At 66.0% G+C, this 12,234-nt stretch carries 11 protein-coding genes; 2 read left to right on the forward strand and 9 right to left on the reverse strand.

Annotation, left to right across the window (positions count from 1 at the left end):
• Nucleotides 1-13 precede the first annotated feature (13 nt).
• Nucleotides 14-796 (forward strand): GAF and ANTAR domain-containing protein, encoded by a 783-nt coding sequence (locus BMW78_RS10860; protein WP_091759246.1) that lies wholly within the window; start codon nt 14-16, stop codon nt 794-796.
• An 84-nt stretch (nt 797-880) separates the two neighbouring features.
• Here BMW78_RS10860 and BMW78_RS10865 read toward each other — a convergent pair whose 3' ends face one another.
• Both BMW78_RS10865 and BMW78_RS20460 read right to left on the reverse strand, forming a co-directional pair.
• Nucleotides 881-2,446, reverse strand: coding sequence for an alkaline phosphatase PhoX (locus BMW78_RS10865; protein ID WP_143056221.1), 1,566 nt, complete (start codon nt 2,444-2,446; stop codon nt 881-883).
• Between the two features lie 335 nt (nt 2,447-2,781).
• On the reverse strand, nt 2,782-3,618 hold the full coding sequence (locus BMW78_RS20460; RefSeq protein WP_342707726.1) for an endonuclease/exonuclease/phosphatase family protein: 837 nt from the start codon (nt 3,616-3,618) through the stop codon (nt 2,782-2,784).
• A gap of 325 nt (nt 3,619-3,943) precedes the next feature.
• On the opposite strand from BMW78_RS20460, the gene BMW78_RS10875 reads away from it, so the two are divergent.
• On the forward strand, nt 3,944-4,138 hold the full coding sequence (locus tag BMW78_RS10875; protein WP_091759252.1) for a hypothetical protein: 195 nt from the start codon (nt 3,944-3,946) through the stop codon (nt 4,136-4,138).
• A 321-nt stretch (nt 4,139-4,459) separates the two neighbouring features.
• On the opposite strand, the gene add is transcribed toward BMW78_RS10875, so the two are convergent.
• From add to BMW78_RS10910, 7 genes are all read right to left on the reverse strand, one after another.
• A complete protein-coding gene (gene add, locus BMW78_RS10880; protein ID WP_177180355.1) occupies nt 4,460-5,512 on the reverse strand; it encodes an adenosine deaminase in 1,053 nt (350 codons plus the stop codon).
• Nucleotides 5,513-5,519: 7 nt separating this feature from the next.
• Nucleotides 5,520-6,950, reverse strand: a complete 1,431-nt coding sequence (locus BMW78_RS10885) for an aldehyde dehydrogenase family protein (RefSeq protein ID WP_091759256.1) — start codon at nt 6,948-6,950, stop codon at nt 5,520-5,522.
• A gap of 38 nt (nt 6,951-6,988) precedes the next feature.
• A complete protein-coding gene (locus tag BMW78_RS10890; RefSeq protein WP_091759258.1) occupies nt 6,989-7,777 on the reverse strand; it encodes an SDR family oxidoreductase in 789 nt (262 codons plus the stop codon).
• The gene (locus BMW78_RS10895; protein WP_091759260.1) at nt 7,777-8,688 is read right to left on the reverse strand and encodes a dihydrodipicolinate synthase family protein; all 912 of its coding nucleotides are present in this window, start codon (nt 8,686-8,688) and stop codon (nt 7,777-7,779) included. Before BMW78_RS10895 ends, BMW78_RS10890 begins: the two co-directional genes overlap by 1 nt.
• Nucleotides 8,689-8,782: 94 nt before the next feature.
• The gene (locus BMW78_RS10900; RefSeq protein WP_091759262.1) at nt 8,783-9,610 is read right to left on the reverse strand and encodes an enoyl-CoA hydratase-related protein; all 828 of its coding nucleotides are present in this window, start codon (nt 9,608-9,610) and stop codon (nt 8,783-8,785) included.
• The gene (locus tag BMW78_RS10905; protein WP_091759264.1) at nt 9,607-10,851 is read right to left on the reverse strand and encodes a CaiB/BaiF CoA transferase family protein; all 1,245 of its coding nucleotides are present in this window, start codon (nt 10,849-10,851) and stop codon (nt 9,607-9,609) included. The genes BMW78_RS10900 and BMW78_RS10905 overlap by 4 nt, the downstream gene beginning before the upstream one ends.
• Nucleotides 10,852-10,854: 3 nt before the next feature.
• Nucleotides 10,855-12,213, reverse strand: a complete 1,359-nt coding sequence (locus tag BMW78_RS10910) for an FAD-dependent oxidoreductase (protein ID WP_091759267.1) — start codon at nt 12,211-12,213, stop codon at nt 10,855-10,857.
• Nucleotides 12,214-12,234 lie beyond the last annotated feature (21 nt).

The following is a 12,234-nucleotide window of genomic DNA, read 5'->3' on the forward strand; positions in this document are numbered from 1 at the left end:
TTAGGCTCGTTGTGTGGTTCCGACAAGGAACGGGGCGGACACCTCGTCCGCCGCTGCCGACGACCTGGGGACCGCCGAGGTGTTCGCGGCCCTTGCACGGTCGTTGGCGGAGCTGGGCGCGATGCGGCCCACTCTCGAGCAGCTCGTCACCTGCGCCGTCGACCTCGTGCCGTGTGACTGGGCGGCCGTCGCCGCCGCTGATCACCTCGGCTCCCAACCCGCACGGCATTCCGCGGGGACCGACGAAGACCTGATGCAGACGGTTGCGGAGATCGCGGGAAGCATCGGCACGAGCCCCGGCTGGGACGCCTTCAAGCGCGGGACGGTCGAGTACAGCCGAGACCTCACCGCGGAGGGCCGGTACGGCAGCTACCCGTCGGAGATGGTGGCCCGCACGCCCATCCGCTCCGTTCTGTCCTTCGGGCTGCGGTTGCGTGACAAGCCACTGGGGGTGCTGACGCTGTACGGCAACGTGCCGGACGCCTTCGACGAGTGCGCCCAGACCCGTGCCGCCCTGCTGGCGGAGCACGCCACCATCGCGATCGACGCGGCCACGGCGGCCTACCGCGCCGAGACCCTCCGGGTCGCCCTCGAGACCAACCGTTCGATCGGCGCCGCCATCGGGATCCTCGTCGAGCGCCACAAGGTGAGCCCCGAGCAGGCGTTCGATCTCCTGAGGGTCGTCAGCCAACGCAGCAACCGACGGCTGGCCGACCTCGCGGACGAGCTGGTGCGCACCGGCCACGTCTCCGCGGCCGAGCACGTATCGGCGTCCGACCAGCAGGGGGCCGGTTGAGCGGCAGGGGCACACAGTCGAACCGGCGAGTCGCCCAGTGGGCGACTCGCCAGTCGATGAGCGTCCGGGCCAGCGGGTTGCCGGTCAGTCGCTGTCGCGCACCGCGCTCGTGGCCTTGACTTCCCACGTGGTGTTGTCACCGTGCTGCTGGGTCCAGAAGACGCGCCAGTGACCGTCGAAAGGCGCGGGGACCTTGGCGCCGAGCAGCCCGCCGACGCTCGCATCGCCGTCCGAGACGTGGATGCCCGTCACCTCGTTGTCACCGTCGTTGTAGCCCGGTGACGTCGTGGCGTCATACAGGGCGGAGGCGTCACGGCCTTCGGCCAGCCAGCGGGTGAAGTGGTGGCCCGCCCGGTCAGCACGCCGCAGGTCGACCACGAAGCCTGAGTCGAGGGCGTTGCGCTGCTGGTGCAGCGAGTCACCGGCATCCTCGACCACCAGCAGCTTGTCCTTGGTGGCAAAGGCGATGTTGTCGAGGCCGCTGTGCTTCACGTCCCCGGCGACCACGATGGCGAGGCGCCCGTTCCTCGCCGAGGGCGAGGTCTGGCTCACACGGAACACGCCGCCGTGGGCGCCGGGCAGGGTGCTCGCTGTGCTCGTGTCACCCGTCTCGGTGAAGTAGAACTCCCCGAACCCGGTCCCGGGGCGGAAGACCCCGTTCTCCGGACGCTTGAAGGGGGTGGCGTCCGCAGCCGCTGCGGAAGCGGTCGCATCGAACGCGTCGGTGCCGGTGTGCACGTCGACCCAGCTCGTGGCGAACGACGTGCCGGGCTTGTGCAGGTCAGCGATGTCGCGGGAGGCAGGGTTGGCGGCGAGCTGGGCTGCCGTGATGGGAGAGCCGTCGGAACGCTTGACTTGCAGGGCCTGCAGGGTGCCGCCGCGGGTGAGGTCGGTCTTGTCGACGGGGCGGAAGCGGTACACGAAGCTGTTCGGCTTCTTCCCGCCGCTCGCTGCGGCACCACCGATGTCCTCCACCAGCCACACGTTGCCGTCCGAGTCGTTCTGGACGCCCTCGTAGCCACCGGACCCCAGGGCAGGGAGGGCAACGGCCTTGCCCGTGGCGGGTGCTCCGGCGCCGTCGAGCGAGACGGCCCAGACGCCACCCTTGGGGGCCTTCGCCTCAGCGGTCAGCAGCAGCTGCTTGCTGAAGGGGTCCCAGGTGATGCCGTCGAACGTCGGGAGCGGGTTGCCGTTCGCGTCGGCGTCCGCGACGAGGGAGACCCGCTTGGCCGGGTCCGCCTCGTCGAGGTCGATGCGAGTCACGTAGCCCCGCGGGCCGCCTTCGTGGCCCTGGTACAGGAAGTGACGTCCGCCGAACGTCAGGTAGACGTTCTTGTCGGGCTCGGTCTTGTAGGCCTCATGCGCGTCCTGGGTCAGCGGACCGCCCGTGGTCGTCACGTAGCCGTAGTGCGTGACACCGGCCGACGCGTCGGGGTTCGTCAGGGGCAGGGCTCCCCACGCCACTGAGGTCTGCGAGAGACCGGGCGCGAGGACGTTGTTCTGGATGCCGGTTCGCGGGTTGGCCTGCGAGACAGAGCCTCCCGGCCATGACGGGCCGGAGGCCGTCGCCACCGCGGGAGCTACGAGCGCTGCAGCGACCAGCGCGGCGCCTGCCACACCGGCGGTTACAACCGTCGTCTTCGTCTTCATGGGTCCTCCTAGGAAAGGGACGAGCGTCCTGGAGAACCTCACCCCGCGCGGTCGTGCGTGAGGTGACGGCGGCGACAACGGAGCATTAACCTCGCGCGGCGGATCAGGACAAAAGGAGTCCAGTGGTGGTGCGCGAACGACTGGCCACTGAGGTGCGCGAACTCGACGAGGGGACACCCGAACAGCAGAAACGCCCCCCGGCGGACCGGGGGGCGTCGTCTGAGCCGCCTAAGGGAATCGAACCCTTGACCTTTTCATGACGGGCGCGGGCCGATGCGTCGGCGTCAATGGCACACCGCCCGAAAGCCCACCTGGTGTTCGCACGTGCGCCAGGTTCAACGCTCCTCGAAGTCGAGCACGAAGGCATCGTGGTCAGACAGCCGCCGTTCACGACAGACAGCCAGGACGGCCCGTGCTTCCCCCTGCAACCGCCGGTCGATCGCGATGTGGTCAATGCTTCGGACGCCAGGAAGACGGTGAGGAAGGCCAGCCGTTTCGGCGCGGAGCCCCAACCCGGCGAGCGCCTCTTGCAGCTGCCGGCGGCCAGCCATGGACCCTGCACGCTCGGGGCCTTCCAGGCTGTGGTTCCAGTCGCCGCCCCACACGAGCGGGCGATGTTCGGCCAGACGCGGCACAAGATCCGAGAGAGTCGACTGAGTCTTGGCGGCGTGGTTGCCGCCAACCCAGGGATGCTCCGACCGGGCGGACCTCCACGGCAGGATCGAGCTGCAGAAGGTGGTGCCTTCGACGACCGCAAGGCAGCTCGCCGGGTGAGGATCGGGCAGTCCGAGAACTGCGGATCTGGACCAGATGCCCGCCCAGCTCCGGGCACCGATGATGCTCTCAACTGTCCGGTGGCCCTCATATCCCTCAAAATCAAGTGCCGGATGCACCTCTGTCAGCAGCCATACGTCGCACTGTTGCCGTGTCATGAGGTCCCGATGATCTGACGACCAGCGTCCAGCCAAGTTCCACGTTCCTACGCGCACATGCGGGAGCGTCGCAGAGCTGGCCGACAGCGAGGCGTCCCGAGCGCTCGACTCGCCGGTCACCACGCGGATCTGCGCGTGTTCTTGTGCGCCGACGCGCGAGGAAAGTGACCGGGCATCGGGATGGGGGCGGCGGGGCGGATGGTGCGAATCTCGACCGCCATGTGTGGATCGTGTGCGCACGGGGCCCCTCCGCGGGGTGTGACCCTGCTTCCCTTGGGCTGCCGCGCGTCCCCACGCCGCCGGCTGGACCCGTCCCGCCCAGCAGAAACGCCCCCCGGCGGACCGGGGGCGCCTACTGAGCCGCCTAAGGGAATCGAACCCTTGACCTATTCATTGCGAGCGTCTGTGGGCACGCTCAGAGGTCGGCACCAACGGCGCCTGCCGCACGAACGGAGTCAACTTCGACCACTCGAACGCGTCAGACACGGTTGTCATGTGCCCATCTTGTGCCCACGCACAGCCTTGCCTCTTGGCGTCGCCTCGATGACTGGCCAACATCAATGCCATGGACGAGGACTACCGCGCCGTGATCCGCGAACTCGAGCAGATGCAGGAGCGTCTACGGGCTCTTCGCTTCCGTCTGTGTACCAAGGCGAGCCCGGAGAACATCCGTTACCGCAGCTTCTCCGGAGCGGTCTCCCACCTCAACAAGGTCATCGACGACCTAGAAGGGGACGTAGCGCGTCGGGCTGGCACCTAGGCAACAACATGGGTCTGCGCATTTGACCACAGCCCAATCCGCTGGGAGGTGCTCGGCTGCGATGCCCGGTACGGGACTCAGCCCAACGGGGTTGGACTCCCAGGCGGGCTGGTTGGTGGAGGCTGGGGCTTACGGCACCCATGCACGCGCAGGCCTCCGCCGTCCCTAGCGCCGTAGTAGGTGAACGCAGCCTGAGCTGAGAGCAGCGCCCTGGTCCTGCACCGCGGCGCTGCCCCCGTATGTGCCGGAGGCCCGCGGCGAAGCCGCGTTTGAGCCAGCAAGGAAACTCCTCACGAAGGCGGTGGTGCCTGGTGATCGCAATCAGTCAGCGGTCACGCAGTCGGAATCGGCAAAGGCGCTTTGCTTTTCCAGCCACTCTTCGACGCCACGGAGCGCCTCTTGGCGCAGAGGAGAGGGGCACGCGCTCACTTCGATCGACGTCCGGGCAATCCGCGCGAGGCCATCCGGGCGAATGCCCATCTTCATGTGTGCCGCCTCGTACTCCTCGTTGACCGTGGCACCACTGAACAAGGGCCCGTCGCTGTTCAGCGTCACCTTGACTTTCGCCTCGAGCAAGCCGATCAGTTGATGTTGCTCAAGCGACGGGGAGACCCGCAGGGACACATTCGAGTGCGGGCAGACGTCCAAGGAGACGCCCCGCTCCCGCAGCAGAGCCACGACTGTTGGATCCTCAACTGCGCGCACTCCATGACAGATGCGGGTAGCGCCGAGGTCCTCCACGCACGTCCGTACGCTTTCAGCCCCAGCTCCCTCGCCCCCATGAGGAAGGGCAGAGAGCCCGGCCTCGCGGCCACGTCGGAACACATCTGCGAAGGGTGAGGCGGAGAACCGGGCCTCGTCGCCGGCCAAGCCAAGACCGACCACCCCTTCACCCGCGTAGCGCATCGCAAGGGCGAGCGAGCGCTCTGCTGCCTCAAGGCCCAGCCCTCGGTTGATGCCGATGATCAAGCCGGCGGCGCTGGGGCGGGCACCTTCCGCAGCCGCCTGACTGGAGCCATCCGCAAAACCGGAGAGGACGGCTTCGACAATGCCTTCTTCGGGGCCTAGCCGCCCTGCGTAGGTGGGCGGAATGAGGTGCACCTCAGACCAGACCACCCCTTGTGCCGCGGCATCCCGCACCAGCTCGGAGGCAGCCCTTCTCACGTCCCCAAGAGACCGAACGAGGTCACGCGCACCTTCGTAGGCCACCACGAAGTCACTCAGTCCCTGAAACGGCCCCTCCTGGGGCAGAGGCAGGCCGTAGCGGGTGGCCCAATAGGAAGCGGTGGCTGGCCGCAGTGACGACTCGAAGTGCATGTGCAACTCAGCCTTAGGAAGGGACGCAATGTGCAGCGGCTGCACTTCGGTCGTCACTTTGCGGTTACTCCTGCCCCAGGTAGACGGTCTTGCCCCACGTGTAGAAGTCAATGGCGTAGGGGCCTTGCTCCCGGAAGGTGTTGGACGACGAGTCCTTGACACCGCCGAAGGGCACATTGAGGTCCAGCCCAGTCGTTGGACGGTTGATCTTGACCACGCCGACGTGGGCACGCGCAGCGAAGTCATGGGCTGCTCGGAGGTTGGTGGTGCAGATTCCCGCGGTCAACCCGTACTGCGAGTCGTTGACTCGGGCCAGGCCCTCGTCGTAGTCCGACACCTTCATGGTCGCGACGACCGGCCCGAAGACCTCGTTGCGCGCGACGTCGGACTCGTGCGCGACGTCAGCCAGAACGGTGGGCCGGAAGAACGAGCCTTCGGCCTCGCTTCCACCCACCACGACGGTGGCACCCTCCTCACGCGCCTTTGCGACAGCGTTCGCGTCGATGGCCAGCTGCTCGTCGCTGACGACGGGACCCATGGTGGTGCCCTCAGCCAAACCGTCACCCGGGACATAGCTTCCTGCTTCGCGCGCGAGAGCCTCGACAAAGGCATCGTGGACGCCAGCCGTCACGTAGACCCGTGAGGTTGCGGTACACGCTTGGCCCGTCAATGAGAAGCCGCCAGCGGCGACGACTTTTGCGGCTGCCGCTACGTCGGCGTCATCCAGCACGAGGTAAGCGTTCTTCCCGCCCATCTCCAACTGGACCCTTGCGCGCCTGGCAGACAGGACTTCGTGAAGACCCAGACCCACCTTCGTGCTGCCTGTGAACGACAGTGCGCCGACTCGCTTGTCGCGAGCAAGTGCATCCCCAACGACCGAGCCGCGGCCATGGACGACGTTGAACACGCCCTCAGGGAGGCCCGCGTCCATGAGGGCCCGGGCAAGGTGGGTGGCAGACAGAGGCGTCAGCTCCGCAGGCTTCAGGACAACAGCGTTGCCGCTGATCAGCGCGGGCGCGGCCTTCCATGCGGGAATGGCGATGGGGAAGTTCCACGGTGTGACGAGCGCAGCGACGCCGATCGGCTCGTGCCGTGTGAACACCTGCGTTCCGGGAAGGGAGCTGGGCAACACCTCGCCGCCCAGCCGCCAGCCGTGCGAGCCGAAGTATCGCAACACGTCGATGGCCCGGCGAACTTCGCCCATGGCCTCCGCACGTGTCTTGCCCTCCTCCCGGACAAGGTCCTCAGCAACCTGAACGTGACGCTGGCGCAGGATGTCAGCAGCGTCCTGAAGAATCGCACCGCGAGCAGGAGCCGGCATGGCTGCCCAACCGGGCTGAGCGCTGACAGCAGCTGTCACGGCATCGTCCGCGGCCGAGACGTCCGAGCGCGGGGCAGCCGCAACGACCTCATCCCGTCGAGCAGGGTTGCGCCGCTCATGCTGTGGCTCACCGGTCCACCGACCGCCGATCAGGTTGAGCACCTCAGTCGTCATTGCAAAACTCCAGTTCTCATTTGGGTAGTCATGGGTGGTCAGAGGCTTCGAACAAGCCCTCCGTCGCAGCGGACTGCAGTGCCATTCACATACGAGGCGGGTGAGCTGCACAGGAACGCAGCGACTGATCCGAATTCCTCCGGGTCGCCGTAACGCTGCGCCGGAATGGTTGCGCGCGACTCGGCAGACACCTCCTCCTGCGTGCGTCCTTCGCGATCGGCCGCCGCCGCGTCGAGTTGAGCCACTCGATCGGTGGCAATGCGGCCTGGCAGCAGCATGTTCACCGTCACGCCGTCAGCAGCAACCTCGCTGGCGAGCGTCTTCAGATACCCGGCCAGCGCCGACCTACCGAGGTTAGACATGGCGAGGTTTGGCAACGGTGCCACAACGCCGCTCGATCCGACCGCTAGGATGCGGCCCCATCGACGTTCGCGCATCCCGGGCAGTGTCGCTTGGATCAGCTCGAGATGCGGACGGACCAGTACCTCGAGTGCCCGCTCGGCGTCAGGCCATGATGCGGCATCGGCACTGCTGGGCTTCGGTCCCGGCCCATTGAGGACGAGTACATCGACGCCGCCCAGCTTGTTCACGGCAGCCTCATGCAGACGACGTGGACCGTCAGCTTCTGACAGGTCACATTCAACCGCGGTCGCATTACCCGGGCCGGCCTCATTGAGTTCATCGGCTATGGCGCGGGCCCGGTCCCGACGACGACCGGAGACGAGCACGTGTGCTCCTTCAGCAGCCAGGGCGCGTACGACTGCCTCGCCCAGACCCCCAGTCGAGGCACAGACAAGGGCTCTGCGTCCTTGCAGTCCGAGATCCATCAGCGCACGCCCTGCAACGTGGTTGCCGTCTCGACGGCGTTGAGGTGTCTCCTCAACTGGTCGAGGAGCACTTCCGGCATCGGAAGAGCCGGCGGTCGCACGGAGGACTCCATTATGAGACCACGCTGCCGCAGACACTCCTTCCTGATGGCCAACGCAATCCCGGCCTGTTGTTCGAAGTTCACCAGAGGGAGGTATGGCAGGAAGGCTTCCCTTGCGGCCTCGTAGTTCCCTGTTCGCCATGCGTCGACACACGCAATCAGGCCCTCTGGGTATGAGAAACCGGTCATCGCGCCAGCCGACCCGCCGGCCAGCTCGTCGAGGAGACCGATTCCCCCTAGGCCCCCGAAGACGGGGACGTCCAGAGCCTGCGTCAACGCGGGGACAGCGGTGGAGGTCGGTGGCGCTTCGGCCTTAACACCGATAACGAAAGGCAGCGACTTCGCTGCTGCTGCAAGGGCCTGGCCGGAGATGCGCACCCCACTGACCAACGGGTAATCCTGAACGACGACACCAGCCCCGGTCGCTTCGTGCACGGCTTTGAGATGCCGCGACAGCACCTCGGCGTTGCCGGAGTTGACCTGGACCATGGCACCCGCCATTCGGTCGCCGAGCACCTCCTGCGCAAGACGCACCTCCTCGATCACCGGTGCAGTGGCCAGCGTGGTGGCACCGACGACCAGCGGCAGTTCAACCGTGTCCGCCACGGTCTCCAGGACCGCTCGCCTCTCCTCGGACGAGAGTGCTGCCGCCTCACCGAACACGCCGAGGACGGTCAGGCCGGTGACGCCGACCTGCTCGTAGTGCTCAACCAGTCGAGCCAGGCTTCCTTCGTCGAGGTCGTAGGTGGACCCATTGAACGGCGTCGCAACGACACCCCAGACGCCGTTGCTCAGGGGAGATGTACTCATGGTGTGTGACTCCTTGCTCTCAGCTCGTTCTGTCAGGTGGTACCTGCGCCAGGAGCTGCTGACGTTCTATTGAGGTGCGGGACAGTTGGGCTAACTAGCGGCCGGTCCACACCGGGGGTCTCTTCTGCTGGAACGCCAGCACGCCTTCCTTGCTGTCCTCGCTGTCCAGGGCAGCAACCAAAGCGGGCACACGTTGCGTCCTGGCGTCTTGCGCCGTCATGTGCCTGGTGCGCTGGACAACTTGCTTGATGGCTCGCAGGGAGCTTGGAGAACAAGCCAGGATGTCCTGAACCCATCGATCGACCGCGGCGTCCAGCTCGTCGGCCGGCACGACCTCGTTGACGAGGCCCATTCGGTGCATCTCCGCTGCGGATGCGCGACGTCCAGTAAGCAAGAGCCCCATGGCCTGGGTGTACGGCACGCGGCGGACCAGCTGTGTGATGCCGCCGTCCAGAGGCAGCCTCCCTACGCGCGGCTCGCTCAGGGCGAACTTGGCACCTTCGGAGGCGACGACGATGTCGCACCCCAAGACCATCTCCATTCCGCCGCCCATGGCATAGCCGTTGACCCTCGCGATGACGGGAACATCCAAGGTGGTGCGCAGACTGAGCCCGCCGAAACCATCCGCGTCCACTTTCGCCCAGTACTCGAGCCCCGTCTGCTCGATCGCGGCGGATGACATGTCGGCACCGACGCAGAAGGCCCGCTCACCCGCACCCGTGACCACAACGGCACGCACGTCCGGGTCCGCTTCAATGGACGCCCAGATGTCCCGCAGCCGCTCGTGCGTAGCGCCGTCAACGGCATTAAGCACTGCAGGCCTGTCGATCGTTACCCGCGCAACATGGTCAGCTACCTCGTACCGCACCTCATCGGTGCCTGCCCCCTGCCGCGGCCCGGTTGCCGTCCCTCGCTCAGTCATCGCAGAACTCCCGCCTCGACCAGCTTGTCGATCTCCGCCTGGCTGAAGCCGTGCTCGAGGAGCACCTGAGCGTTGTGCTCACCCAGCCGGGGAGGTGCATGACGGATGGTCCGTGGGGTTGAGGACAGCTTGATTGGGGCATCAAGAGACTTGTAGCGACCAGCCGTGGGGTGCTCCAGCTCCAGGACCATCCCGTTCACGTGTGTCTGCTCGTCAGCCAGCGCCTCCTCGAGCGTACGGACCGGCGCACAGAGGATGTCCTCGGCCTCGAGCCGCTGCACCCAGTAGTCCGTGGTCTTGGTGGCTAGCCGCTCCTTGAATATCGCTTGGAGCTGTGGACGGTGGTCGAACTGACTCTCCAAGGTGGCGAACTCAGGCCGCTCCGAGAGGTCCTCTCCGAGCTCTAGTGCTGCGGAGATATGCCGCAGCGGGTTCTCCTTGAAGGCGCCGACCATGCAGACCGCGCCGTCTGTCGTGGCAAACACACCGCTCAGGGGCATAGAGGCCCAGTTGATTTCGTAACCCCGGTTGAGCTGCATGCACGCCTCTTGCATCTGCATGTGAAGCATGGAGTCGTACATCGTGACGTCCACGCGCTGCCCCTCGCCGGTGACGTTGCGCGCGATCAATGCCATGAGGATGCCCTGCATGAGGTGCATGCCAGTCGTGTAGTCGCAAAGCGTCGTCGGGTACACCGTGAGCGGGGTGTCAGGCGACTCGCGGCGCCACATCACGCCTGAATACGCTTGGGCGATGACGTCCTGACCGCCCTTGTGTTTGTACGGTCCCTCGTCACCGAAACCCGTGCCCTGGGCCCAGATGAGGCCGGGGTTGATCTCCTTGAGCTTCTCGTACCCGAAGCCGATCCGATCCATGACGCCGGACCGGAAGTTGCTGACCACGACATCGGCGTCCCTAACGAGGTCGTGAACCAGTTGGACCCCCTCCGGGGTCCGCGTGTCGATCGAGACGCTGCGCTTGTTCCGGTTGATGGACAGGAAGATCGGGTTGTCGCGTCCGTCCTTGTCCGGGATGGAGTTCCGCGAGAGGTCCCCTGCCCCAGGACGTTCGATCTTGATGACGTCGGCTCCGAAGTCGCCGAGCATCTGCGTGCAACTGGGACCCATGTAGACCTGGGTGAAGTCGATCACCGTGATGCCTTCAAGGGGCAGCGCCGTGCGTTCCTCATTCGCCTTGAGCGACTCGGGCGTCTCGGTGCGGCTGTCGGTAGGAGTTGACATGGTTCAGACCTCCGTCATCTCGGCGACGCTGGCGTTCGGCGCTGGCTGGTCCCCAGGGTCGGCACCTTGTTCTCTCATCCGGCTCTGAATAAGCGGTGCCTCCACCTCGCGCACCGTGATGCCCTTGTCCACCGCGAGCGCGGCCGCGATACCGGCTGCCTGACCCATGGCCATGCACGGGGGAATCTCGCGTGACATGCGCTGTGCATCCGGAGTTGCGGAGTAGTGGCGTCCAGCGACAAGAAGCTGGTCCACCTCTCGCGGGAGCAAGGCTCGGTAGGGCGTGTAGTAGTCGCGCCCACGAGCTACCGCATCCGCAAAGTGGACGCGGCCCACGATGTCCTCTTTGGTGACGACGTACTCGCCCTGCAGCAGACGGGTCTGACGAACGCCCATCTGCTCCGCGACGTCCAGCAGGTAGCAGTTCTCAAATCCAGGAAGGTTCTCGCGTACGTAGTCGATAGCGGCGACCATCTTGTCTCTTGCCTCGAACTCGGCCGCTGTGAGTGAGGCCGGATCGGTTCCGTCGAAGCCTGTCATGTGCGGGCAGTTGCACCAGACCACACCAGGGACCGGTGTCTTGAGCCACCAGAGGTCCCAAGCACCGCCGAGCAGGCGCTTGACCTTGCGGTTGATCGCCCTTGCCTCACGCGGGTTCTCCTGCTCGAACCGCTCAGCCGCTGCGGTATCCACACCACCGAGGCGGAAGACAAGCGTGGTCAGGTAGCTGTCCTTGGTGTAGGCAGCACCGGCACGGGATGCCACGTCGATGTCGCCGGTTGTGTCGACGACAACATCCGCAAGGACGGCCTGTGGGCCCTGCTTGGTCTCGCAGATGACCCCGGCCATTCTCCCGTCCTCGACGATGGGGCGTGAGAACCACGAGTGGAGCCGCAGGTTCACGCCGGCTTCCCGGACGAGGTCGTTGGAAACACGTTTCCATCCGTCGGGGTCAAAGGCTGCTGCGTAGCAGATTGGTTTGGGGCTGCTGTGCGAGTGAAAGTCGAAGGTGCCCCATCGACCCCACTTGTTCCAGGTCTCCGTCGAGGAGTGGCGGTCCTGCTCGGGTGGGACGACAACGAGACCCATCTTGCCTAGCCGCTCGACGTACTCGGAAACGATCCCTGTGACGGAGATTTCGGAGCCGTTGGCCATGTCGTCAAGCACCAGAACCATGCCGCCGGAGGCCAGGCCGCCGAGCGCGGGGTACCGCTCCAGCAAGGTGACACTGGCCCCGGAACGAGCAGCGGAGACAGCGGCACTCACTCCAGCAGGGCCTCCACCAACCACGACGATGTCGGACTGGCTGACCACCGGCATGTCGATGTCTTTGCGAGAGACCCTGAGGTCTGATCGAAGCATTGCAATACCTTCTTTGTTCGG

It is taken from the genome of Pedococcus cremeus (assembly GCF_900111375.1).
Lineage (GTDB): Bacteria > Actinomycetota > Actinomycetes > Actinomycetales > Dermatophilaceae > Pedococcus_A > Pedococcus_A cremeus.